Origin of the sequence: Curvibacter cyanobacteriorum (assembly GCF_028649475.1) — a bacterium.
Taxonomy (GTDB): Bacteria; Pseudomonadota; Gammaproteobacteria; order Burkholderiales; family Burkholderiaceae_C; genus Curvibacter; species Curvibacter cyanobacteriorum.
Map to the genome: position 1 here is coordinate 87,617 of NZ_JAQSIP010000011.1, position 22,576 is coordinate 110,192.

The following is a 22,576-nucleotide window of genomic DNA, read 5'->3' on the forward strand; positions in this document are numbered from 1 at the left end:
CGCCGAGCCTGCACACTGGCCGCCCCCGCGGTAACCCCTCAGCCATGGCCACCAAGAAGCAACTCAGCCGTTACGACCCTGCCAGCCCCGAGTTCCGCAAGGAAGAGTTTCCCTTCTACTGGATCGCGCGGGTTTACGGCAGCTACACCCAGGAAATGGAGACCGCCTTGAAGGCGGTCGGGATGGACATTCCCACCTGGCGCGTGCTGTTCATCCTGAAGGAGAACGGCACCAGCAGCATCTCGGAGATTTCACTGCACGCCATCGCCAAGCTGTCCACCGTGACCAAGACGGTGTACCGCATGAAGGCCGAGGGGCTGCTCGACACCGCCCCGTCGCGGCAGGATGGCCGGGTCACCGAGGTCACGCTGACCGACACCGGCCGCGACGCGATCGAGCGCATCCAACTGGCCACGCGGCACATTTTTCTGCGCAGCTTCAAGGGGCTGACCCCGTCGCAGATCCAGAAGCTCAACGAACTGCTGCAAGGCGTGCTGGTCAACTTCGAGGGCCACTGAGCCCGCCCGCCGCAGCCCCCTACCCGCTACCCCCTACCCGCTGCCTGCTCCCCGCCGCCAGCCGGCCACACACCGCCGCCCGCCAGCCACCGGGGTGGCCTGGGGCGGCCGGGCCGGCAGGGCTCCGGCCCCCCCCCCCCGCTGGTCTGGGCTAGGCGCGCCCGCCCCGATGCCCGGTGGCGCAGCAGCCCCCGGCCAGCCCGGCTTTACACCCCACCACAAGCCGGCCAAGATAGGTCCCCAGTGGCCGCGGTGCGGCCGGTCGAGGAGGGGTCTTGTTTTCACATGTCTTCATGGGCGTCAGCGACTTTGAACGCGCGCTGGCCTTTTACCAACCGCTGATGGACTGCCTGGGCCTGGCCCAGCGCTTTTGTGAACCCGCGCGGCCCTGGGCGGGTTGGCACAGCCCGGGCGGACAGCGCCCGCTGTTCGTCATCAGCCGGCCGCACGACGGCCAGGCGCCAACGCCCGGCAATGGGCAGATGGTGGCCTTTGCGGCCCGCGACCGCGCCACCGTGGACCACGCCCACCGCACCGCCCTGGCGCACGGGGGCCGCTGCGAAGGCCCGCCAGGCCTGCGACCGCAGTACCACGCACACTACTACGGCGCGTACGTGCGCGACCCGGACGGCAACAAGATCGCGTTGGCCTGCCACACCGCGCCAGACTGAGGCGCCGCCGTCGCGGCCCACGTCGCGGCCCGCGCGAGCGGATCCCCCGGCCGCCCGGCGCCCATCGGGTCCAGGCCCGTGGGGCCTCAGGCGGCGGGCCAGCCGTTGCGGGCCAGCGATTCGTTGTCCCAGCCCTTGCGACCGGTCAGCTCCTCGCCCACCCAGTCGGGCAGTTCGACCTGGGTGTTTTCGGCCGCCATTTCAACCTCGACGGTGTAGAGGCCTTCGAGCCCGCCGTGGTAGCGGTCCACCTCGAAGGTGTGGCCCTTGTGCTCAATGAAGAAACGGGTTTTCTCCAGCGCGTAGGCGCCGGGTTGGCGCGCCATCTGCAGCGCATCCGCGACGGGAATCGGGTACTCCCATTCCTGGCGCGTGGTGGCGCTCAGCGGAGCGCTCTTCAAGGTCAGCCAGGCGCGCTCGGCGGCCACCCGCACCCGCAGCAGCACCGCGCCCCGGGCCAGGTAGGCCTGCAGGTAGTGCTCGCCGGTCAGTCCGTCGAGGATCGAGGGCCGGGTGAGTTTGAATTTGCGTTCGATTTCGAGTGCCATGGGAGAACCTCCGCTTTCTTTCTTGGTGTGTCTTGGGCTGGGCCCTCGGGGGCGCGGTGCGCCAACCCGGAACCGGTGATTCTCGGTCACTGGCGCTCGCGCGCCCAGCAACACGCCGAGCCGGCTGGCGCCAGCGTCAATGCCCGGCACCAGGGGGACGGGTGGGCGCGCCGGGCCGGCCGGCGAGGCGCTCCTTCATGGCGGGCGCTGCCGGGCCCGCCTCACTGCCCTTCAAACAGCCCGCCGACATCCACCAGTTCAAAGGCCATCTCGGGGTGCCGCTCCAGGCTTTGCTTGATGGCCGCGGGGATGGCCTGGCGCGTCTTGCGGCACAGGCCCGGTTGCTCGTGCACCAGGATCAGGATGCCGCGCAGGCTGCGCACGCCGTTCGGGCTGGACTGGATGGTCATGGTGATGCCCAGCTGCTGCGCCATCAGCGTTTCCATGCGGCGCAGCTCGGCCAGGGTGCTGAGGTTTTCCAGGCGCTGCAGCAGGCGCTTTTCTTCCTCGCGCGTGAGGCGCAGCACGCGCAGATCCCCGCTGGGGTTCTGCAGCAGGGCGTCGCGCCCGCAGTTGCAGGCGCCGGGCGGGCATTCGGTGCGGATCGGAAAAAGGGGCGGTGGGGTCATCGTCGGAAGCCGCTTCTTGACCTGGGTCAGGCCAGCGCATGGAGCCGATCATAGTCAGGCCGCGCGGCAAACCAGGGGCGGTGCTGGAAAACCCCGCCCACCACGCGCCTCCGCCCTGGCGTGGCCCCGCGCCCCGGCCCGGCGCAGCACAACGTCAACCGTCGTCCAAGTCTGGCCCCTGGGGCACTGCGCCCGCCCCTCGCCAACGCCAACTGAGGCTTGTTTCAGCCCCATGTTGCCAGCCGATTACACATTGGCCACCGCATTATCAATTAACACAATCACTTGTTCATTGGCGGCCATCCGCATTTAGTCGGCGCCCCGGGTTGTGGAGAAAATCAATATCCCCGCCTGCACCCATGATTTCTTTTGAACTCATCAAGCCCCGTCCATGATGATATCGGAGGGGGCGGCCAGGTTTATTCAACCACGACTGCCATGAACGAAATTAATATATTCAATCAAATTATTTTGGGCGTCGCGCTGTTCGCCTTTGGCGTGCTGCTGCAGACCTTCTTCACCTTGCTGATTCACCAGCGGGCCGGCCACCACGGCGCGCGCCAAGGCGTCAGCATGGGCCATGCGGCATGTCGCTTGTTCATTTCAATGTCCAGTCTGATTGTCAGCGCGGTGATTCAAAGCATGGTCTGGGCAGCGCTCTACGTGAAAATCGGCGCATTCGAGGGCTTTTATCACAGTCTGTTTTTCTCGCTGTCTTGTTTCTCGACCCTGGGATTTGCCAATTTCTTGCCAGGCGATCATTTCAAACTGCTGTCGGCGCTCGAAGGGATCTCGGGCTCGCTGAACATGGCGTGGGCTGGCGGCATCATGTACAGCCTGGTCAATGGCTTCTACGCCGCCCTGAGCGCCCGCCAGGGCAAAGCCCCCACGTCCCCGCATTGAGGGCGGCCGCGGGCGACCGCCGCGCCACCCGGCCGCGCCCCGCCCCGGGGCGGCGGCTGTCTCAAAATCGGGTTCGGTAGGTGATGCGCACCGAGCGCGGCTCGGCCGGGTGCACCACCCGGTCGTTGACCGGCGATGTTTCGCCAACCAGTTGCGACGCGTAGTAGTACTGGATGTCGTTGACACGGCGGTTGAACAGGTTGAAGACATCGACTGTCAGCCCCGACGGCCGCCCCAGCATCGCCTGCAGATCGCGCGTCACCCGCAGGTTGAAGGTGGAGGCGGGCGAGGAACGCACCGAGTTGTCCTCGACCAGCGCCCCGCTGCCCAGGTAACGCCATTGCAGGCTGGCCGACCACGGGCCCAGGTCCCTCAGCGTGGCCGCCACGGACGCCACGGAATCCACCGCGTTGGGGATGCGGTCGCCGTTGACGAAGCGCGCATGGGTCCAGGCCAGGTCGGCGTCGAGCAGGAAATGCCGGTGGGGTGTCCAGCGGTTGTTGAACTCGATGCCGCGCCGCCGGCTCGCGCCACTGGGTTCGGTGGTGCCCGCGTCGCCGACATAGACCAACTCGGAATTGGAGCGCAAGGCCCAGTACGCCAGCGAGCTTTGCCACTGGGGGATGGCTTCGGTGCGCAAGCCCAGCTCCCAACCGCGCGACGCCACCAGCCCCGGCACGGCGTCAACCGGCTCGCCGCTGCGCGGGTCGACCCGGGCCGTGGTGCCGCGCGCGTCGTTGCTGTGGAAGCCCTTGCCGGCATTGAAGAACAACTCGGTCTGCGCCCAGGGCCCCGCCACCAGGGAGAACTTGGGCGACAGCAGGCTGGCCCGCGTGCTGCCCGAGTTGGCCGCGTTGCTCAGGCTGGTGACGGCATAGCGCACCGTGTCACCGCGCAGGCCCAGCACGCTGCGCAGCCAGGGGGACAGCTGCACCATGCCCTGACCGTACACACCAAGCTGCGTCTGCCGGATGTCGTCCACGCGGGTGGTGGCCAGGGTCTGGCGCGCCTGGGTGTCAAAGAGGCCCACCTGGATGCGGTCGTTGCGCAGCTGCGCCCCCACCTCCAGCCGGGCATCGAGTCCCGCGAGGCGCTGGTTCCAGGCGCGCGACACCTGGCCACCGAACACGTTGCGGTCGTCCTGCTGCAGGAACTGGTCGCCCGTGGCGGGGCGGTCCATGGCGTAGGTGAAATTGGAGAACAGCTTCAGCGCGTACTTCATCGCATAGGCCGAGGCGCGGGTCTCGCCATGCGCATCGCGGTCATGCCACTCGCCCGACAGGCTGTAGCGCGAGGTGTTGCCGCCGTCGCTGGGGTCGACCGTGCTGTAGCGGCCAAAGGCCTGGCCGTTGTAGCGGCCCGCATCGACCAGGCGCTGCGGCACCTGGTCGGACGCGTTCCAGCGCGCCTCGTAAGCCATCAGGCTGAGGCTCAGGCCCCGCGCGGCGCTGCCCTGGGTCAGGCGCAACACGGCGTTCTGGCGGTGCAGGCCTTCGGGCACCACCCAGGGGCCGTTGTTGCCCATCCACTCGACAGCGCCCAGCAACACCACGTCGTCCTGCAAGGCCACCGAGCCCGCCGCGACGCCACGCCGGTAGCCGTTCTGGCCCACCGAGACCTGGGCAAACGGCGCGTCCAGCCGGGTCTTGTAGTGGATGTCGGCCGCCCCCGCCGAAGCAAAGTCGCCCTGGGTGGCAAAGTAAGGGCCCTTGCGGTAGTCGATGCGCTCGACCAGCTCGGGGATCAAGAAGTTCAGGTCGGTGTAGCCCTGACCGTGGCCGTGGCTGGGCATGTTGACGGGCATGCCGTTCACCGTGGTGGCGAAGTCCGTGCCATGGTCGAGGTTGAAGCCCCGCAAGAAGTACTGGTTCGCCTTGCCGTCACCCGAGTGCTGGGTGACGATGACACCGGGGATGAACTCCAGCACCTCGCCCGGCCGCAGCGCGGGCCGGCTGACCAGCAACTCCGACCGGATCACGCCCTGTGACGCCGCATCGCTGCTGCCCACCGAGTTGTCGTAGTGGTGCCCGGTGATGACGACCGGCGCCAGGGTGGCACGCGGTGGGGCGCCGGCGGCGGCCTCGGCGCCGTCCGCGGTTTGGGCCGGTGCGGCGCCGGCCGCACAGGTCAGCAACCAGGCCACCAGCGGCCAGCGGGGGGCATGAAAGACAGGGGTCTGCAAGGTGTTCATGGGCAGGGCTTCCGTGGAGCGGGTTCGCGGACAGCGGCCCCGAAAGAGCGAATCGAGTCACCGGACCGCACCGGGCGGGGGCCATGGGCCGGCCCGGTGCGGGAGGTGATTCGGAATAGTATGATAAATGCTGAAATCTTCATATTTTTAGAGCCAAAGCATGTCCCCCCGACCTCGGTCGAGTGGTCCCAACGGTCAGCCGCCTTGGCGGGTGCCGCAGCGCAGGCCTGTCCGCTCGCTCAGCGCGCTGCCGCGGTGCGGCCACGCGCTGCGAGCGCCGGGCTCAGCGCGCGGCGCCCTCCCCTGCGGGGGGCCTGCGCTGCGCGGCCAGCGCCACCGTGAAAGGCTGGTCCTGGTACAGGTGCAGATCGCGCTGCGGAAAGGCCATGACGATGCCGGCAGCGTTGAGCGCGTCGTTGATGCGGCGGCGCACATCGCTGTCGGTGACCGAGGGGCTGACGTTTTTCAGTTCGATCCAGTACTTGAGTTGGAAGCTCAGCGTGGAGTCCCCAAAGTCGTTGAAGTACACCTTGGGCGGTGGGTCCTTGAGGGCTTCGGGCGTGTCGGCCGCCGCGGCCAGCAGCAGGTCCACCACCTGCTGCGCCGGGCTGCCGTAGGCCACCCCCACCGCGACGGTGCGGCGCATGTTCTTGTCCTGGTAGGTCCAGTTGACCACGGAGCCGCCGAGCAGCTCCATGTTGGAGATGATGGACTCGTCGCCATCAAAGCCGCGCACCACACAGAACTGCCAGCCCATCTGCTTGACGTAGCCCGAGTGCTGGTTGACCACGATGTAGTCCCCGATGCGCACGGGGTGGGTGAGCTGCAGGATCAGGGCCCCGATCAGGTTCTTGACCAGGCTCTGGGCGCCAAAGCCCAACCCCACGGCCAGCACGCCCCCGAACAAGGTGAAGACACTGAGCGGGATGTGCACCAGGTTCAGTGACAGCACCACCAGCGTGGCCACCAGCACGGCCAGGGCGCCTTTGTAGATCTGGCGGGCCGTGCGCTCGCCCAGGCCCAGGGAACGCACCGCGAACTCGCGCAGCAGGTTCAGCAACCAGGCCCCCACCAGGTAGCCCACCACCAGCACCACGATGGCGCCCAGGCTCTTGCCTACCGTGATGTTCTGGGTGGTGACCACATCCTGGCCGTTCACATTGAGCTGCTCTTTGAGGGTGAAGAGGTTGAAGTCCCAAAACAGGTGGAAGGCGCTCTGCAGCTGCAGCCACAGTTGGTCAAACACGCGCCTGGCGGGGTTGACCAGCTCCAGCGTGCGGGTGATCTCGTCGCTCAGGATGCTCATGTTCTGCTGGGTCTCGTTGACCAGGGAGAGGGTGTTGATGAGTTGCTCCTGCAAGGCGGCGTCGATCTCCGACGGGACCGCGGCACTGCCCGACTGGACCGCGTCGGTGCTGGCGGGCCGGCGCGCCAGGGCGTCATCCATGAGGCTGTTGACCGTGAGGTTGATGGCCTGCAGGTCCGCGGCCTGGGTCGCCAGGCGGCTGCTGATGGCCTGCGGGCTGTGGGCGCTGTCGTTGTAGAGGTCGTAGCGCCACTGCCAGATCTGCTGGTTCTTGTTGTCCAGGTCGGCCTGAAACTGCGCCAGCAACTGGTTCCAGAACAGCGTGCCAATGGTCAGGCTGGGGTTCTGGAGGCGCAAGATCGCCAGGCGCTGCGCGTCCTGGGCCATCATGTTCTGGCGTTTGGCGATGCGGTCGCGCAGCGCATCGGTGATGCCATGGAGCATCAGCTCGTCAAAGCGCACACGCGGCCGGAGCTCGGCGATGGCGGCGGTGTTGGCGGCGATTTTTTGCCGGGCTTGCCGTTGGGCCTGCTGCAAGAATTCGCCGAGCCGGATGTGGTACAGCGCCTGATTGGCGGTGAGGTCGGCGTGCATCTGCGCCCCGGCTTGCGCCCAGGCCACGGCCACCGGGGGCGGCGCTGCCGCTGCCGCAGGGGGGCTGGCGGCGCGGGCCGCCTGGCCCGCGTGCCCTGCGCTCGCGGGCACGGGGGGCGGGACGGGGGCCGGGGCCACGGTGGGTGTCGACGCCGTGGGCGTGCTGTCCACCGAGGCGGTCAGCGCCTCCTGGTCCACCAGCAATTGCTTCTGAAGCAGCAAGAGCTGGTTGCCGTTTTTCTTGATGAGTTCGTCGGCGCTGTCGAGCGAGAGGCGCATTTTGTAGTTGTCGGCCTCGAGCGCGTAAAGCGCGATGATGCCCACGTCAGGTGGCGCCGCCTGGGGCGCCCGGCCCCCCGAGGGCGCGGGCTGCGGGCGGCTCTTGGGGGCCAGGGGGCCGTTGGGATCGGCGGGGCCCTGGGCGGGCTGACGTTGCAGCAGCGCGAACTCCTGCTCAAGCGCCAAGCGCTGCAGGCAAATGTTGCGCACCCCTTCGTACAAGGTCTGCCGCTGGCTCTGGTCCGCCGGCGGCACGCTGCCGGGCGGCCCAGGCTTGCCCTCGGTCTTCTGGTACGCCAGCCACTCCTGCTTGACCTTGTCCAGGCACTGCTGCGGGCTCAGCGCCGCCGCGGACGTGGGCTTGGCATCGGTGCCAAAAAGGGCGGTGTAGGGGTGGGCCAACAGCGTGATGTTCTCCAGCACGCCATTGGCACTGAGGGCCGCGGCAGCCGGACGGGCCGTCCCCCACAAGCCCAGGCACAGGGCCGGGACCAACAGGGCGGGGGAAAGGAAGCGGTTCATGGCGGTGCGGGCTCCTGTGGCGACAGCCTGGGCCGGCGGGCCCAGCGTGCATAAACAAAACTGCTGGCGAGCAGCAAGACGCTGCCCAGGCTCAGCGCCAGCCCTGAGCCCTGCGCCCAGTCATCGACCGCAGTGGAGAACTGGCGCGCCATGCCCAGGGCCGCCATGCCCAGGCTCATCAGCGCCACCGTCAGGCCCAGGGTGCGCCCGGCTTGGGGCGCCAGGCCCTGGTTGCGCGTCAGCAGCGAGCTCATCCACCAGCCCGCGGAACCATCCACGCACAGCATGCCCAGCAGGAAAGCCAGCGCCAGCAACACCGGGTCTGCCGCCGCGGGCCCGGCCAGCGCACTGCTGCCGAACAGCACCGCCTGGCCCACCGTGTCGTAGGAGATCGCAAACAAGGCCCCCACCAACAGGGCCGCCGCAGGGTGGCGCAGACGCCGGGTCAGGCCCGCCATCAGCCAGGGCGGCGGCGGCGGCTCGGCCGGCCCGGTCGAGCGCGGCGCGCTCACCAGCACCTGGCGCAGATTGGCCCAGCCCAGCAGCAACAAAAAGCCCACCGACAGGCCGTTGCCCGCCAGCGCCAGCCAGTCGGGTGCGCTCCAGTGGCGGCGCATCAGGCTGGTGGCGATGGCGATCAGCAGCACCACCACGCCATGGCCCAGCGAGAAGAAGACGCCGCTGAACCGCGCCAGCCGCGGGTAGCGCTGGAAGTGCAGCCGCGTCAGCGAGTCGATCGCCACCAGGTGGTCGGCGTCGAAGCCATGGCGCACGCCCAGGCCGAACGCCAGCATCAAGGGCAACAAAGCAGCGGTGCCGAGATCAGGGAACATGGCAAACCAATCGGGCGCACAGAGGGACAGGGGGGATCAGGTCGCGGCAGGCCACTCAGTTGCGGCCAAAGCTGCTGCTGCGGTTGGGCTGATGGGGGTGGATCAGCAGGTCCATCTTGGGCAGGGTGAACAGCCACATCGCGATCAGGTACGCCGCGGTCAGGCTGGGCACGCCATAGGGCGCCAGCCAGTGGTTGAGGGCCCCTTGGATGATCACGGTGAAGACCACCGCGAGCCCCCCCACCAGCGCCGAGCGGGGAGACGGCTCGATGAACACCACCGCCACCGCCATGGCGCTGAGCACGGCGCTGAAGCCATACAGGCCGCTTTGCACAGTCTGGCGGTCGGCGCCCAACACGGTGGCACAGACCAGCGCCAGCAGCGCCCCCAGCCAGGCCGCCAGGGCCCCGCCGCGTGACGCCACCGCCACGCCCAGCAAGATCAGCAAGCCGCTCCAGGCGTTGTTGAGCAGGAACACCTGTGAGATGTTGCGCAGCGTCACCTGCAGCGCCAACAAGGCGTCCAGGTCGGCCCAACGGGCGGCTTGCGGCACCGCCAGGGTGTCGCTCACCGGGGCGATGAAATGCAGCCCGTCAAAGGCCGCCACACTGAACAGCAGCAGCCAGGTGGTCAGCACAAAGGGGCCGGTGGAGACCGCCACGTCCCAGGTCTTGGTGAGCACATTGCTCAGGGCGTCCACGATGATGGTGGTCATGGCCGCGCCCAGCACGATCAGGCCCCACATCAACCCATCGCCCTGCAAGAAGGTCGGCAAGGCCACCCCCAGCAGCACGCCGTTGAAGCCATACATGCCGGTGTGCAGGGGGTCTTTGGCGCGGTCGATCACCAAGGCCGTCAGGGTGGCCGAGGCGCCCCCCACCAGGCTGCCCCAGAAGGGCCCCCAGTCACCACTGGCCTGGCACGCCACCCCAATGGCGATCAGAAAAAACAGGCCTGTGAGGGCGTTGTTCATGAAAAACACCTGCGCAAAGCCCTTGAGCAGGGCACGCAGAAAATCCAGCAAAGGCATGGGGGTCATGGGGTTCTCCAAGGCGCGTTCAACGCCAGGCAAATTCGGTGGGCAAGGTGCGGCCCACCGCTTCTTCGCGGCAGATCTGCCAAATCGCCCGGATCTGCTGGCGCACCTGCTCGCTTTGCCGCGCCACCACCCGGAACATCAGGCCCAGCTGGTCGGGCAAGGCCACCACGCCACTGACCCAGCCAGCCTCGAGGTCCACCCCACAGAGCGCCACCGCCCGCGCACGGATGCGCTGCGCCACCTCGGCAGGGGTCAACACCAGCAAGGTGCCGAAAGTCTCCAGCCCGTGCATCACGCTCTCCAGCGAGAGCGGGTACAAGGCGGGGTCGATCAGCAGCTTCTCGCTGAACACCAGTCGCCCGTCGGGACGGAACACGCGCACGGCAAACGACAGCTGCCGGTACTCAAAGCGCTCACCGCCCGCGTGGTGCAGGCGCCCCGGCATCACGAACTCGCTCAGCAGCAAGGTGGCGCTCTCGTCGAGCATCACATGGGTCTGGCTGGCGTAGCGGGTGTGGCGGTAGGGGATCACCACCTCGGGCATGAACTCCAGGTAGGCCCCGGGCCCGAGCGACAGGTTCTGGGCCTGCAAGGCGTAGTTGGCGTCCATGGCATGCAAACGCGTGGCGCCCTGCGTGGTCACCTGGGCGCAGGCGGCCGCGGCCACATCGACCTCGATGCTCAAGCGGTCGCCTTGCAAGGTGCCGCCGCCGACCGACAAGATCATGCAGATCGGCAGCTCCGGCATCGCCTCGTCCCAATACAGGGCCTGCTGCACCAGCAAGGGGCTGATGCGGTGCAGGTGCGCCAGCACCGACCGCCCCTGGCGGCGCTCGAAGCGCAGTTGCAGCAGGCCCACTTTGCCGTGGGCCGCGGCGGGCATTTGCGCGGGCTGGCTGCGGTAGGCATCCAGCTCGGCAAGCTGCTCCATCTGCGCGATGGACGTGGGCCAGGCGGCGGCGGTGTTCATGCTTTGAGCGGCACGTCGAACAGGCTCATTTCATGGATCAGGGCCACCAGCTCGTGGATGCCCTCGCCGGTCTTGCAGTTGGTGAACAGGAAGGGCTTGTGCTTGCGCATCATCTTGGCGTCGTCGTGCATGACCTGCAGGCTGGCGCCCACATAGGGGGCCAGGTCGGTCTTGTTGATCACCAGGATGTCGGACTGCGAGATGCCAGGCCCGTTCTTGCGCGGGATCTTGTCGCCCGCGGCAACGTCGATCACGTAGATGAAAAAGTCCACCAGCGCGGGGCTGAAGGTGAGGGTCAGGTTGTCGCCACCGGATTCGATCAGCACCACATCGGTCTCGGGGAAGCGCGACTCCATGTCCTCGACCGCGGCCAGGTTCATCGAGGGGTCTTCACGCACCGCCGTGTGCGGACAGGCCCCGGTCTCCACCCCCATGATTTTTTCTTCCACCAGGATGCCCTTGAGCGTGCGCTGCACATGCTTGGCGTCCTCGGTGGTGACGATGTCGTTGGTGATGATCAACATCTTGATGCCGAAGTTGATCAGCACCGGGGTGATGGCTTCGATGATGGCGGTCTTGCCAGAGCCGACGGGGCCGCCAATGCCGATGCGGGTGATTCTTTTCATGGGATTCCTGTTGGTTTGAAGGGGGAGAGGGGCGACGGGCTCAGTTCATGAACATGCGGACCGTGGCCTGTTCGTGGTGCGCCACGAGCACGTCGAACACCGGCGAGAAACTGGCCATGTCGTCCAGCGCGCAAGTGGCTTTCTGGCGGTAGATCTCATCCACCTCGTCGTGCAGCTCGAAGGCGATGCGCTGGGTGCTGTAGTGGTCGACCTTCATGAGGCGCAGCGCGGCGCCCAGCATCATGGACACCACGCCGTAGTGGTGCACCGCGAACGCCTCGTCCTCGGCCACCCCGAGCAAGGCGAACAACATCCCGGCACTGACCGGAAAACTGCCCGCCGTGCGGCCGTCGCGGATGCTGGCCAGCCACTGGGTCTGCAGCGGGTGGGGCAGCAGGCGCTCACCGAGCTCGGTGAGCTTCTTGCCCATGCGGGTGAGCATCTGACGTTGCTCCTGCCCGACCCGCCGGATCATCAGCGCCTGGTCCACCGCCAGCAGTGGCGGCAACTCGCCGACCAAGGCCACGCGGTGGGCATGCAGCAAGGCCACCCCGTCGAGGCCCGCGCTCTGCCAGGCCACCCCTTGCACAAAGCGCTTGAGGCTGGCGGCGTCCTGCACGATGCCGGTCTGCAAGGCCGACTCCAGCCCGTTGGAGAAAGAGAAGGCCCCCACCGGCAAGGTGCCGTCGCCCCATTGCAGGATGCGCAGCAGACGCGTCAAAGGGAGCGTGGACCGAGACACAGGCACCCTCACACCAGGGCGGGCGGCGAGGCGGCGTCGTGGCGGTGGTGGTGCTGCGCCCCCGCCGTGTCGTCGTCGTTCGGACCGTGGGGGTGGGCGTGGCTGTGCACCTCGCCCTCATGCGCATGGGGGTGCGCATGGACCTCATGGGGGTGCGGGTGGGCGTGGGGGTGCGCCCCATCGGTGCCCGGCGCGCCAGCACCCTCTGCGCCCGCCGCCACCAACTGGTCGTAGTGCACGTGCGGGGTCGAATCGGCCCCCGCGAACAGGCGCCGCGACTCGTGGGGTGCGAGGTAGCGGATCACCTCGGAGCCCGGCACAAAGCGGTGCTGGATGTGCTCGAACTGGTGGGTGCGCATGACCGAGCCCATCACCTTCTGGTCCACCGTCAGCGGCACGTAGAAGGTGTGGCCTTTGACCACCGCGGGCCAGTGCTGGTTGCCCAGCGCGTGGCCCAGTTCAAAGCAGGTGCGCATCAGCAACTCGGGGCTCATGGGCTGCTGCGTGTCGAGCTCGATCACCAGCACCTCGCGCAGGGCGATTTCCACCACCAGGGCCTGGCCGGTCTCGGCGTTGAAGTACAGCACGTCGCCGTCCTTCATGAAGGTTTTGCGGGGCAGGGAGATGGCGATCTCCAGCCCGCTGTCGGTCACCGTGCGCAAGCGGTTTTTCTGGGCGTCCCACTGGTTGAGCAACAAACGCTCGGGCGCTCGCCCGGCCAAGGTCTGCACCCAGTGGGGGTCGTCCCGGTGGCCCAGGATGTCGTGGATCAGGATCATGGACAGGACTTTCAACTGAAGAAATAAAGCTGGCCCAGGGCCACGGTCTGGATCGGCGGCACGGTGGCGTGCACACCGTTGACGCGCACCGCAAAGGTCTCGGAATCGACCTCGATGTCCGGCGTGGCGCTGTTGCGCACCATCGAGGCCTTGGTGATGGCCCGGGTGCCGATCACGGGCTCGACGCGGCGTTGCAGGCCATAGCGCTCGGCGATGCCGCGCTCGTGGGCCGCGCGCGAGGTGAAGGTCAGGCAGGTGCGGTGCAGCGCCGAGGCAAAGGCGCCGTACATGGGCCGGTAGATCACTGGCTGGGGCGTCGGCAGCGAAGCGTTGGGGTCGCCCATGGTGGCCCAGGCGATCAGGCCGCCCTTGATGACGAACTTGGGCTTGGCGCCAAAGAAGGCAGGCTCCCACAGCACCAGATCGGCGAACTTGCCCACCTCGACCGAGCCGATCAGGTGGCTCACGCCGTGCGTGATCGCCGGGTTGATGGTGACCTTGGCCAGGTAACGCAGCACACGTTGGTTGTCGTGCTCGGCCGCGTCCTCGGCCAGCTTGCCATGCGCCTTCTTCATGAAGTCGGCGGTCTGGATGGCGCGGGTGAAGCTCTCACCGACCCGGCCCATGGCCTGGGAGTCGCTGGAGATCATCGAGATGGCGCCCAGGTCCTGCAGCACGCTTTCAGCGGCGATGGTCTCGACCCGCACCCGGCTCTCGGCGAAGGACACGTCCGACGGGATCTTGGGGTTGAGGTTGTGACAGACCATGATCATGTCGAACAGCTCGGCCTGCGAATTGACGCCGAAGGGCAGCGTCGGGTTGGTCGAGCTGGGCAACACGTTTTGCAGCGAGGCCACACGGATGATGTCGGGCGCATGGCCGCCACCCGCCCCTTCGGTGTGGTAGGTGTGGATGGTGCGGCCGTCGAAGGCGGCGATGGTGTTTTCGACAAAGCCCGCCTCGTTGAGCGAGTCGGTGTGGATGCAGACCTGCACGTCCATGGCGTCGGCCACTTCCAGCGAGGCGCGGATGGCGCCCGGCGTGCTGCCCCAGTCTTCGTGCACCTTGAGGCCCATGGCCCCGTCTTCGACCTGCTCGACCAAGGTGGCGATGCCCGACGAGTTGCCCTTGCCGGTGAAGCCCACATTGACCGGCAGGCCGTCGAAGGCGCGCATCATCATCTCGGTGCTCCAGGGGCCGCCGGTGATGGTGGTGCCGTTGGTGCCGTCGGTCGGCCCCAGGCCGCCCCCGATGAGGGTGGTGATGCCGCCCGACAGGGCCGCCTGGGCCTGCTGCGGCGAGATCATGTGCACATGGGAGTCGATGCCGCCCGCGGTCAGGATCAGGTGCTCGCCCGAGATCACATCGGTGGCCGGGCCCACCGCCAGCGTGGGGGTGATGCCCGGCATGGTGGCGGGATTGCCCGCCTTGCCGATGCCGCAGATGTTGCCGTTTTTGATGCCCACGTCGGCCTTGATGACCCCGAGGCAGGCGTCCAGGATGGTGACGTTGGTGATCAGCAGGTCGGGGGCGCCGCCGCGGCTGCTGAGCTGGTTGTCCAGGCCCATGCCGTCGCGCAGGGTTTTGCCACCGCCGTAGACCGCTTCATCGCCGTAGCCGCGCAGGTCCTTCTCGATTTGCACCAGCAGGCTGGTGTTGCCCAGGCGAATGCGATCGCCGGTCGTGGGGCCGAACAGGTCGGCATTTTGTTGGCGGGTGATTCTTGACATATCGATCCTTCAGGCCATCAGGCGTCGGGCGTGTTTTTGAAGCCTGCCAATTGCAGGTGATGCATGGCCAAAGCCAGACGCGGTCGATACGGGTGGTCGCGCTCATTACCGACCCAGCCATCCACCAAATTATTGAAACCCACCACCCGCTCGGCGCCGGCATACGGCACCAGGTGGACGGTTTTCTCGTCGCCGGGTTCAAATCGAACCGCGGTGGTGGCTGGAATATCGAGGCGCATCCCAAAGGCCTGGGCGCGGTCAAAATCCAAGAAACCATTCACTTCGAAAAAGTGAAAATGAGAGCCGATTTGCACCGGGCGGTCGCCGGTGTTGCGCACCTTGAGCGTGGTGACCGGACGGCCCACGTTCATCTCGAGGTCACCAGCGGCCAGGATCACGCCGCCGACCGGGCAGTTTTGAAGGGGGTCTTGAGGGGTCGTCATGGGGGCTCCGGCGTGTCATCGAATGGGGGTGTGGACCGTGATCAAGCGGCTGCCGTCCGTGAAGACGCCCTCCACCTGCACGTTGGGAACCATGTCGGCCACGCCGTCCATGACATCGGCACGCGTCAGCACCTGGCTGGCCAGGGTCATGACGTCCTCGACGGATTTGCCTTCCCGGGCGCCTTCCAGCGCGGCGGCGCTGATCACCGCCACGGCCTCCGGGTGATTCAGCAGCAGGCCCCGGCCCTTGCGCTGCAACGCGACCATGGCCAGGGTGTGAATCAATAATTTGTCCAGCTCTCTGGGGGCCAAATGCATATTTACTCCTTGGGTAATGAATACCCGGCGGCGCCGGCTGATACTCAAGATCCGAATATCCAACAGAGATATTCATCATTGATTCCGGCCTGGGTGGATAAAACCGAAGCCAGCTTAGCCCCTGAAATAAAGACGATTTGTATCCAACTGAGCGGTGCTGGATAGCGATGTAAATATGGTGCGAAATGTTCGCTGGAGTTGTATCTAGCCGCCGCCAATTCACACGTGGCGCGGTGGTCAGCGCGCGTTGCAAGCGGACGAATGGGGCCAAACCAGGCCTCGGCCAGCGCAACGGCGGGCTTGGCTGGACGCAAGGAAGCGCCAAGGCCAACTGACGGTCTGTGGCCTGGGCCCTGGCGGGCCGGGCTCAATTCAAGATGTCGGGGGAAGGGGTCATGCGGGCGCTGTGGGCCCCAGACCGTCCCGGCCACCGACGCAGAGTCGGAGCGGGCGCTGAATGAAGAAACTGGTGCGGCTGGCGGGGATCGAACCCACGACTAGCCTCTCACTACATCGACAAAATTCTAATCTAGTTGTAGTAACTCTTCGTGTCAGTATACATTGACCCTTCGCGCAAGTGCAAGCGATCTTCTCACTTGTGAAAAAGGTCAATGACTCTATGCAGCGATCTTCTAGTGAGTCGGCAGCCTAAACTCTCAAGAATTTAGAAAACGTTGCCACCCAATCTTCAGCACGCGATTGCGGCAATGTAGAAAATGCATAGCACAAATCCTCAATACTAGCACCCTCTAGAGCCACCCCAATATAAGCACCAGAATCTATCCCCATATCTGCAAATTTATCGTGAAACTCCAAAAGAATACCAAGGCTCAGATCCCTTCTTGTCTCTGCATCAGTTGCATCAGTGCGCGCCACACCGGAAATTCGGGAAAGCCGAAGCTGACGCACATTACGATTAATCACCTGAACAATTTTTAAAACTGCCTCCTGCGCTGCCGGACTAACAAGCAGGGCAGCTGAATCCAAAAAGCTTTGACGCCAGCTCAAATATCGATAGAAATTGTGTATTCCAACATATGGAAAAACATGCTTAATAGCATCAAAATACAATCCATACGCCTTCTCAGCATTACTAATGCTGAGCCCTCCCGAGAACTTAACATGCTCCTCAGCATATAAATTCACAGCATTCCCACTATATATCTCCCAAAGGTTTAAGTAGCATTTATAGTTCCCCGCCTTGGCGCCAGCATTGAGCATATCGACCGCTCGCCGCAAGTCGGCCCTGCCAGCGAGCCCCCAGAGATAAATATCAGCAAGAGGAATATAAGCATCCTTATTTCCCATCGCTATTGCTCGCTGAAAACTCACCACAGCATCATCAAAACTTTGCCACTCGTCACCATCTCCATCCATCTGCCGGCAACCAAGCTCATAGAAATCTTGAGCAACTTCGCCAACTTCTTCTATAAAAGAATCTCTGTCAGACTCTTGGGTCGGCAGAAAATTAGAGCAAATCCTATCAACTATGGCAACCGCATCTTTTAGAGGCAACTCAAAAAACTCTCTCGCAGGATTATTTCTATGACCCATTCGAGTTAACTCGGAGTGGATCTGCTGCTCAGCCAGTACTGAATCAGAAATCTTCGCTTCATAAGCAACGATAAATGGCTGCGGAACGCCGGATGTGGCTGACAATTCTTGCGCGCGCTCCTCTGGACGCCTATTGGTTCTCCCAATTTTCAACAAACCCTTCAGCGAAGGATTAATTAATATGTATATATATTGATCCGACACAAAACCCCCTTAGCAATACAGCAAAAAAATCAAACCAGAAGAAAAATCATCAATCAAATCGAAAACCATCAACACCCAAAAATCAAAAACCACCAACAAATACAGCGCATTAAACGCAACGCTCACACCAAAAGCGAGTAGACGTCGGCTTTCAAAATTCGGATAAATTCATGAAAACAGCATGACAAGACAGATGGAAACATCGCCACAAGTTCTCAACAATTAATAATACCAGCATTCAGATACTTATAAACAGTCCCCCGGCTAATTTTGAAATCCCGCGCCAGGAGCGCCTTTGACTCGCCAGAGGCCGCTCGACTCCGTAGGGCATTGACCTGCTCCGAAGTCAATGCGGGCTTGCGGCCCTTGTAGACCCCGCGCTCCTTCGCCTTAACGATCCCCTCCTTTTGACGCTCTCGGATGATCGTCCGCTCAAACTCGCCAACCGCGCCAAGCATGGACAGCAACAGATTGGCCATTGGCGAATCATCGCCTGTGAAGGTAATGTTCTCCTTGTGAAAGCGGACGACCACGCCCCGGGCGTTCAGGTCTTTGACCAGCTTGCGAAGGTCATCAAGGGAACGTGCCAATCGGTCCATCGAATGCACGTGCAGGACATCACCCTCCCGGAGGTGTGACAGGCACCTCTCAAGCTCGGGCCGCTTGGTGTCCTTGCCGCTGGCCTTGTCCTCAAATCTCTTGTCCAACTCCACGCCATCAAGTTGCCGCTGGGTGTTCTGCTCTTGTGTGGACACCCGCAGGTAGCCGACTTGTTGTCCGCTCATCTTTATTCCTTGTGTTGTCAGCTTTGGGTCTAGACCCTTTGCTCTTGATGTCAGGAAATTCAAACATTGAATCTAATCTGACGCTTTTGGTGTCAGGCCGAATTGTCAGCCTGGGGTGTAGGCATCCTGACACTCAGTTGATGGGTCGCCCGTGTCGGGGTGGCGAGGCGCTACGATCCACACACGGCGCCCGGTAGAGGTGCTGGGAGGTTACGATGTTCGTTGATGGCTTTGATCCCGTGGCCCGCTTGGCGGCCTGCCGTTGCTCCCGCTGTGTGGCGCTCGGCTTGACCGAGACGGATGGAGGCACCGTGGCCGCTGCCCGTCCCGAGGATCGGCACCAGCCCGAGTTCACCATCTGCCCGAGCATCTACGCTCGGTGTCCTGCCTGTGGGCTGGTGGGTGAGTGGACGGGAATGGAAGCCCGGGAAGACTGAGGCCCGAGGCTTTTCTGAATGCGGCTCTGGCAGGGCTGGATGAGGCCGTGAGGGGTGGCAGAGGGGGGGGGAGAATAGTTGCTTTGATTCCTTGATTGGGCTCTCGAATGTTTGAGGGTGAAACCTTTCGTGTCCTCGCAATAGCAGCGCTCCTTCGGACCTCATAGTGCATCCCGACCACCCAAAGAGGTGGTTCCTTCTGGTGAGGTAAACAATGATGTCCCGACTTCTAGACGAACGCTCGCGCCACGCGGCCGCATGTTTTTTGACGATGTGCCTATGTGCCTGCGGAGGCGGAGGAAGCACCTCTGGCTCTAGCAGCTCGACAGGCTCAACCGATGGATCGGCAGCGATCACGATAACTGCGGTGGCGGAAGGGGACTCTTTGACTTATGCCCTGACCAGCACGGATCCGTCCACCTCTGCGACAACAGGTAGTTTCTACACACGGACGTACACGGGTTTTCAGGCTGATGGCTCGTTCTTGCAGACCACCACGTTTAGCAATGCTCAGCGCCAAACTCGCTCCATGACGACAGATGGAAAGTGGACCTCAAACACGGCAATGACGGCAGACGGCAAATGCACGAACTCTGTGCCCGTCAACACGGTGGGGAGTGCTCTCACGGTCGGGCAGAGCTGGTCGGTTTCTTACACCCAGACATGCCAGTCGAACCTCACAACAGTTGCCACACTCGCAGGCAGCGTCAATGGAATTGAGTCTGTGACCACACCGGCAGGTACGTTCAACGCCTACAAGGTTGTTCAGACCGAGACCGGATCTCAGACATCAGTAGGCAACACCACAAGCTCTTACGAAAAGAGGGCCACCTGCTGGCGGGAGGTCCACATGCTCCAGGATGTGGCTTGTGATGAAGTGGTGACGAGCACGAGCGCTACTGGCCTCGTTACCTCGACGCAGAACTCATCGAAGTTGATCGGGATGTCGGTGACCAAATTTGCAGGCAGTGTTCCAACGGTTGCCCGCTTTGCAGGTTCATGGTCAATCGCTCTGAGAGTTCCTCAGTCCATTACCTACTGTAGCGCAGTGGCCAATGAGACTGGTGCACTGAAAGGCTCTTGCATGGGTGCCCTGCGCGATTTGGTGGGAACTGTGGATGTGAATGGCTCTTGGCATGCAACCAGACTTGGCTCAAGCCCTTCAGATAGTTACGACGGGACCGCCAACACTCTCGCCATCTCGAACACACAGACCAACAATGGCATGAGCTGGACAGCGCAGCACGATTGACACACCAGCCTTATCACCGGGTAGGAATGCGTACAGGCATCACCAACTTCGACAACTGCTCTAGCTTCCGACGGAACGGCTCCGGTCCAAAGATGTAGTGCCTGTTCTGCATCGCGGTGGTGCTGCCATCGCTGTGCCCCGTGAGTTCCTTCGAGACCACCCCCTGATTGCGGCACTCGGTGATGAAGGTCTTGCGCAGGGTGTATGCCCCCGTGATCTGTTCACCGGGTGGCGCATCGCGCGTGTAGAGGCCGACGGCACGTAGAAGGTCCGCAACGGCCTTGTAGTGGGCTGAGAACGCGTTGCCATTCTTCAACCGCCATGTGGGGAACAGCCGATCAGCGCCACGCTCCTTGGCCCGTTGAAGGTACTCAGCGAAGCCCAGGCGAACAAGTTCAGCATGGAGGGGAACACGACGAGCTTCGCCTGTCTTGATGGAGTTTGTGACCCTCACCCCCGCTGGCGTCTTCTCGTCCAGGTCGATATACCAAACCCCATCGACCTGCCCAAAGTCCACCTGTGGATTCAACTGGCAGACCTCGCGTGGTCGGGCACCCGTGAAAAGCATCACGACGAACAGCCATTACAGAGGCTCTTGCTTTGGGTCTTGTGCGATTCGAGCGAACGCATCGCCCTCGAACAAGGTGACCAACTCATCGGGCCTGAGAGCCCGCTGTTGATCCTCCTCGGGCAGTCGGTCCCCCATGTACTTGATGTGCTTGACGCTCATTGCACGGAAGCCATCGTCACCAAAGGTCTTGGAAGACACATCCAAGAAGGTGCCTAACGGCCCGCGATAGTTGGCCTCGTAGGTCGTCGGACTCATGACCTTCGCGGCCTTGACCGCAAGCATGGAGGCGATGGACTCACCCGCATCAAACCGCCTTGCCCACTTGTCAGGCAAGCGGCAGATGTCACGCATGAAGTCAGTGACCGCCCTCTGCCGAAGGTCGGCGACGGGAAGGTTATGCCCCAGGAACTCGCCAAACAACTGGAGGCAGCGCTTGACCTTGCGCTTGAAGTCGTTGTCAGGCAACCCCTTGACGTAGTGGTCAATGACGTCACCCTGCGTCACGACAGGGGAGGAGGAGGAACTGACCTCGGGCGAAGGCGCGGCCAGACTTGCAGGAGCAACGGGCCGGGGCGGTGTCACCACAAACCCGCCGTTGATGCGACTACCGATGTCACGCAGGCCCAACAGCAAGCCCTCCGTAGCCCTGTACGCTGCCATGTGCAAGCCTGGGGGCCCGGCTCAACCGTCACACCAATGGCCGCCAGCAACTTGCGCATGCGCTCCTTCTCGACGGGGCCCAAGGCAACCGCGCCAGAACGCAGCCCTTCAACGACGGCTTCGTTTTCGTTGGATCGAATGTCTTCGTAGGCCTCCATCGCATCGTCGTCGGGTACTTACATGCGGACAGCTTCGTCCTCCTCCAGCAAGTAGGAACGGACCGCTTCACGGATGTACTGCCCCTCCTCTGTCGTCGGCTGTTGATGCAACGGCACGGTGGTTGTTTGAGCCTTGCGGACGGCACGGGCACGCTCGAACTCGGCTTCTATCTCGGCGTTTCTGAACGCAGCCAACTTCCGGGCATCGGCGAGATCCGAGGTCTTCAACGACTCATTGAACTCACCACGCCCGATGATTGGGATGAGGCCATCCTCGACACGGCGACGGAACCAGAACACTTTGCCGCGAAGGCGGACGTAGGGGGGAAACCTCACTTCAGACACCATCCAATTGTGACCTGTTGTGGTACAGGTTTGTGGAACAGCGCAGTCTCTGGGAAGGCCCTACTGGCTTGGAAACCGCTTGTTTAACGGGTTTCCGGGGAGATGTGGTGCGGCTGGCGGGGATCGAACCCACGACCCTTGGCTTCGGAGGCCAATACTCTATCCACTGAGCTACAGCCGCATACCGGTTGCCGGTAGGCAGACCTGGATTATGGCACGGCGCCCACCCCTTGCCGGGTGATCGGCTGCCGCGCGCCAGGCGGGGGCGTCCCGGCCGTCCACCAGACTGCGGCGGCGGCGAGGACCGCGCGGCTGGCGGTCCGCCCGGGGCTCACGCCAACCGGTGCTGGAAGCCCAGGCCGGCCAGGTAGGTGTCGATCGCCTGTTGACCCGTGCTCACCACGTCAAAGGCTTCGGGCGACAGCAACCAGTTCTGAATCAGGCCATCGACCATCGCGTGCAGGCCCCGGGCTGCCATGGCCGCGGGCATGGGCAGGGTGCAGCGGTGCAACTCGGCCGCGGCTTGCAGGCTGCGCGTCATCTCGGTCAGGCACCCGTTGCGCGCTTCCAGGTGGCGCTGCTTGATGGGCAGCGCATCGCCCACGTACTCGACCTTGTAAGACGCGACCTCGAAGACCCGTTGAATACCAGGGTCATTGACCATTTTCCTTAACACATCGACCGCAGACTGGCGGATCTCCTCCAGTGGGTCGCCCCCGGGCTCGCGCCCCATGCGCTCCAGGGCTTCCTCCATGGGCAGGGTGACGCGTTCCATCATGGCGTTGAACAAGTCCGCCTTGTCCTTGAAGTGCCAATAGATGGCGCCCCGCGTGGTGCCGGCGGCCACGGCAATGTCGTTGAGCGAGCTGCGCGAAACGCCTTTTTCCGAGAACACCCGCTCGGCCGCATCCAGCAGGCTGTGGCGGGTGGCAAGGGCGTCTTCTTTGGTGCGGCGAACCATGGGCGTGT

The 22,576-nt window shown here is 64.0% G+C and carries 23 protein-coding genes and 1 tRNA gene; 4 read left to right on the plus strand and 20 right to left on the minus strand.

Annotated elements, in window-relative coordinates; genetic code table 11:
• The first annotated feature begins 44 nt into the window (after window positions 1-44).
• Window positions 45-518: a MarR family winged helix-turn-helix transcriptional regulator gene (locus tag PSQ40_RS18990; protein WP_273953459.1), complete on the plus strand. Its 474-nt coding sequence runs from the start codon at window positions 45-47 to the stop codon at window positions 516-518.
• 275 nt (window positions 519-793) lie between these two features.
• Window positions 794-1,189 carry a VOC family protein gene (locus PSQ40_RS18995; protein WP_273953460.1) on the plus strand — a complete coding sequence of 132 codons (396 nt, stop codon included), beginning with the start codon at window positions 794-796 and terminating at the stop codon, window positions 1,187-1,189.
• Window positions 1,190-1,275: 86 nt separating this feature from the next.
• On the opposite strand, the gene PSQ40_RS19000 is transcribed toward PSQ40_RS18995, so the two are convergent.
• The gene (locus PSQ40_RS19000; RefSeq protein ID WP_273953461.1) at window positions 1,276-1,737 is read right to left on the minus strand and encodes a CYTH domain-containing protein; all 462 of its coding nucleotides are present in this window, start codon (window positions 1,735-1,737) and stop codon (window positions 1,276-1,278) included.
• A gap of 221 nt (window positions 1,738-1,958) precedes the next feature.
• On the minus strand, window positions 1,959-2,366 hold the full coding sequence (locus PSQ40_RS19005; RefSeq protein ID WP_273953462.1) for a hypothetical protein: 408 nt from the start codon (window positions 2,364-2,366) through the stop codon (window positions 1,959-1,961).
• A gap of 438 nt (window positions 2,367-2,804) precedes the next feature.
• Here PSQ40_RS19005 and PSQ40_RS19010 point away from each other — a divergent pair, with 438 nt between their 5' ends.
• A complete protein-coding gene (locus PSQ40_RS19010) occupies window positions 2,805-3,269 on the plus strand; it encodes an ion channel (protein WP_273953463.1) in 465 nt (154 codons plus the stop codon).
• A 61-nt stretch (window positions 3,270-3,330) separates the two neighbouring features.
• Here PSQ40_RS19010 and PSQ40_RS19015 read toward each other — a convergent pair whose 3' ends face one another.
• The 13 genes from PSQ40_RS19015 to PSQ40_RS19075 form a co-directional block, all read right to left on the minus strand.
• A complete protein-coding gene (locus PSQ40_RS19015; protein WP_273953464.1) occupies window positions 3,331-5,460 on the minus strand; it encodes a TonB-dependent receptor in 2,130 nt (709 codons plus the stop codon).
• Window positions 5,461-5,743: 283 nt separating this feature from the next.
• The gene (locus tag PSQ40_RS19020; protein WP_273953465.1) at window positions 5,744-8,161 is read right to left on the minus strand and encodes a mechanosensitive ion channel family protein; all 2,418 of its coding nucleotides are present in this window, start codon (window positions 8,159-8,161) and stop codon (window positions 5,744-5,746) included.
• The gene (locus PSQ40_RS19025) at window positions 8,158-8,994 is read right to left on the minus strand and encodes a HoxN/HupN/NixA family nickel/cobalt transporter (protein WP_273953466.1); all 837 of its coding nucleotides are present in this window, start codon (window positions 8,992-8,994) and stop codon (window positions 8,158-8,160) included. The genes PSQ40_RS19020 and PSQ40_RS19025 overlap by 4 nt, the downstream gene beginning before the upstream one ends.
• 55 nt (window positions 8,995-9,049) lie before the next feature.
• Window positions 9,050-10,033 carry an urea transporter gene (locus tag PSQ40_RS19030; RefSeq protein WP_273953467.1) on the minus strand — a complete coding sequence of 328 codons (984 nt, stop codon included), beginning with the start codon at window positions 10,031-10,033 and terminating at the stop codon, window positions 9,050-9,052.
• Between the two features lie 19 nt (window positions 10,034-10,052).
• On the minus strand, window positions 10,053-11,003 hold the full coding sequence (locus PSQ40_RS19035) for an urease accessory protein UreD (protein WP_273953468.1): 951 nt from the start codon (window positions 11,001-11,003) through the stop codon (window positions 10,053-10,055).
• Entirely contained in the window at window positions 11,000-11,629 is a 630-nt protein-coding gene (gene ureG, locus PSQ40_RS19040) for an urease accessory protein UreG (RefSeq protein WP_273953469.1), read from the minus strand. Before ureG ends, PSQ40_RS19035 begins: the two co-directional genes overlap by 4 nt.
• 40 nt (window positions 11,630-11,669) lie before the next feature.
• On the minus strand, window positions 11,670-12,350 hold the full coding sequence (locus tag PSQ40_RS19045) for an urease accessory protein UreF (RefSeq protein WP_273953470.1): 681 nt from the start codon (window positions 12,348-12,350) through the stop codon (window positions 11,670-11,672).
• A gap of 29 nt (window positions 12,351-12,379) precedes the next feature.
• Window positions 12,380-13,165 carry an urease accessory protein UreE gene (locus PSQ40_RS19050; RefSeq protein WP_273953471.1) on the minus strand — a complete coding sequence of 262 codons (786 nt, stop codon included), beginning with the start codon at window positions 13,163-13,165 and terminating at the stop codon, window positions 12,380-12,382.
• Complete coding sequence (locus tag PSQ40_RS19055; protein WP_273953472.1) at window positions 13,162-14,880, minus strand: urease subunit alpha; 1,719 nt, start codon at window positions 14,878-14,880, stop codon at window positions 13,162-13,164. The genes PSQ40_RS19050 and PSQ40_RS19055 overlap by 4 nt, the downstream gene beginning before the upstream one ends.
• A gap of 17 nt (window positions 14,881-14,897) precedes the next feature.
• Entirely contained in the window at window positions 14,898-15,323 is a 426-nt protein-coding gene (gene ureB / locus PSQ40_RS19060; RefSeq protein WP_273953473.1) for an urease subunit beta, read from the minus strand.
• 15 nt (window positions 15,324-15,338) lie between these two features.
• Complete coding sequence (locus tag PSQ40_RS19065) at window positions 15,339-15,641, minus strand: urease subunit gamma (RefSeq protein WP_273953474.1); 303 nt, start codon at window positions 15,639-15,641, stop codon at window positions 15,339-15,341.
• Between the two features lie 648 nt (window positions 15,642-16,289).
• A complete protein-coding gene (locus PSQ40_RS19070; RefSeq protein WP_273953475.1) occupies window positions 16,290-17,399 on the minus strand; it encodes a GIY-YIG nuclease family protein in 1,110 nt (369 codons plus the stop codon).
• A 215-nt stretch (window positions 17,400-17,614) separates the two neighbouring features.
• Entirely contained in the window at window positions 17,615-18,184 is a 570-nt protein-coding gene (locus PSQ40_RS19075; RefSeq protein ID WP_273953476.1) for a recombinase family protein, read from the minus strand.
• Window positions 18,185-19,006: 822 nt separating this feature from the next.
• Here PSQ40_RS19075 and PSQ40_RS19080 point away from each other — a divergent pair.
• Window positions 19,007-19,873, plus strand: coding sequence for a hypothetical protein (locus tag PSQ40_RS19080; RefSeq protein ID WP_273953477.1), 867 nt, complete (start codon window positions 19,007-19,009; stop codon window positions 19,871-19,873).
• Between the two features lie 13 nt (window positions 19,874-19,886).
• Here PSQ40_RS19080 and PSQ40_RS19085 read toward each other — a convergent pair whose 3' ends face one another.
• The 5 genes from PSQ40_RS19085 to PSQ40_RS19105 form a co-directional block, all read right to left on the minus strand.
• Complete coding sequence (locus PSQ40_RS19085; protein WP_273953478.1) at window positions 19,887-20,441, minus strand: site-specific integrase; 555 nt, start codon at window positions 20,439-20,441, stop codon at window positions 19,887-19,889.
• 15 nt (window positions 20,442-20,456) lie between these two features.
• Window positions 20,457-21,077, minus strand: a complete 621-nt coding sequence (locus PSQ40_RS19090; RefSeq protein WP_273953479.1) for a hypothetical protein — start codon at window positions 21,075-21,077, stop codon at window positions 20,457-20,459.
• Between the two features lie 203 nt (window positions 21,078-21,280).
• A complete protein-coding gene (locus PSQ40_RS19095; RefSeq protein WP_273953480.1) occupies window positions 21,281-21,610 on the minus strand; it encodes a DUF6538 domain-containing protein in 330 nt (109 codons plus the stop codon).
• 102 nt (window positions 21,611-21,712) lie between these two features.
• Window positions 21,713-21,788 (minus strand) — tRNA-Arg (locus tag PSQ40_RS19100).
• Window positions 21,789-21,938: 150 nt separating this feature from the next.
• Window positions 21,939-22,568: a TetR family transcriptional regulator gene (locus PSQ40_RS19105; RefSeq protein WP_273953481.1), complete on the minus strand. Its 630-nt coding sequence runs from the start codon at window positions 22,566-22,568 to the stop codon at window positions 21,939-21,941.
• Window positions 22,569-22,576: the final 8 nt, after the last annotated feature.

What these genes read in the sequence shown, in the direction of transcription:
- PSQ40_RS18990 (WP_273953459.1), top strand. Translation starts at nt 45, where the DNA reads ATGGCCACCAAGAAGCAACTCAGCCGTTACGACCCTGCCAGCCCCGAG.
- PSQ40_RS19000 (WP_273953461.1), bottom strand. Translation starts at nt 1,737, where the DNA reads ATGGCACTCGAAATCGAACGCAAATTCAAACTCACCCGGCCCTCGATC.
- PSQ40_RS19005 (WP_273953462.1), bottom strand. Translation starts at nt 2,366, where the DNA reads ATGACCCCACCGCCCCTTTTTCCGATCCGCACCGAATGCCCGCCCGGC.
- PSQ40_RS19010 (WP_273953463.1), top strand. Translation starts at nt 2,805, where the DNA reads ATGAACGAAATTAATATATTCAATCAAATTATTTTGGGCGTCGCGCTG.
- PSQ40_RS19015 (WP_273953464.1), bottom strand. Translation starts at nt 5,460, where the DNA reads ATGAACACCTTGCAGACCCCTGTCTTTCATGCCCCCCGCTGGCCGCTG.
- PSQ40_RS19020 (WP_273953465.1), bottom strand. Translation starts at nt 8,161, where the DNA reads ATGAACCGCTTCCTTTCCCCCGCCCTGTTGGTCCCGGCCCTGTGCCTG.
- PSQ40_RS19025 (WP_273953466.1), bottom strand. Translation starts at nt 8,994, where the DNA reads ATGTTCCCTGATCTCGGCACCGCTGCTTTGTTGCCCTTGATGCTGGCG.
- PSQ40_RS19030 (WP_273953467.1), bottom strand. Translation starts at nt 10,033, where the DNA reads ATGACCCCCATGCCTTTGCTGGATTTTCTGCGTGCCCTGCTCAAGGGC.
- PSQ40_RS19035 (WP_273953468.1), bottom strand. Translation starts at nt 11,003, where the DNA reads ATGAACACCGCCGCCGCCTGGCCCACGTCCATCGCGCAGATGGAGCAG.
- ureG (WP_273953469.1), bottom strand. Translation starts at nt 11,629, where the DNA reads ATGAAAAGAATCACCCGCATCGGCATTGGCGGCCCCGTCGGCTCTGGC.
- PSQ40_RS19055 (WP_273953472.1), bottom strand. Translation starts at nt 14,880, where the DNA reads ATGTCAAGAATCACCCGCCAACAAAATGCCGACCTGTTCGGCCCCACG.
- ureB (WP_273953473.1), bottom strand. Translation starts at nt 15,323, where the DNA reads ATGACGACCCCTCAAGACCCCCTTCAAAACTGCCCGGTCGGCGGCGTG.
- PSQ40_RS19065 (WP_273953474.1), bottom strand. Translation starts at nt 15,641, where the DNA reads ATGCATTTGGCCCCCAGAGAGCTGGACAAATTATTGATTCACACCCTG.
- PSQ40_RS19075 (WP_273953476.1), bottom strand. Translation starts at nt 18,184, where the DNA reads ATGAGCGGACAACAAGTCGGCTACCTGCGGGTGTCCACACAAGAGCAG.
- PSQ40_RS19085 (WP_273953478.1), bottom strand. Translation starts at nt 20,441, where the DNA reads ATGCTTTTCACGGGTGCCCGACCACGCGAGGTCTGCCAGTTGAATCCA.
- PSQ40_RS19095 (WP_273953480.1), bottom strand. Translation starts at nt 21,610, where the DNA reads ATGGTGTCTGAAGTGAGGTTTCCCCCCTACGTCCGCCTTCGCGGCAAA.
- PSQ40_RS19105 (WP_273953481.1), bottom strand. Translation starts at nt 22,568, where the DNA reads ATGGTTCGCCGCACCAAAGAAGACGCCCTTGCCACCCGCCACAGCCTG.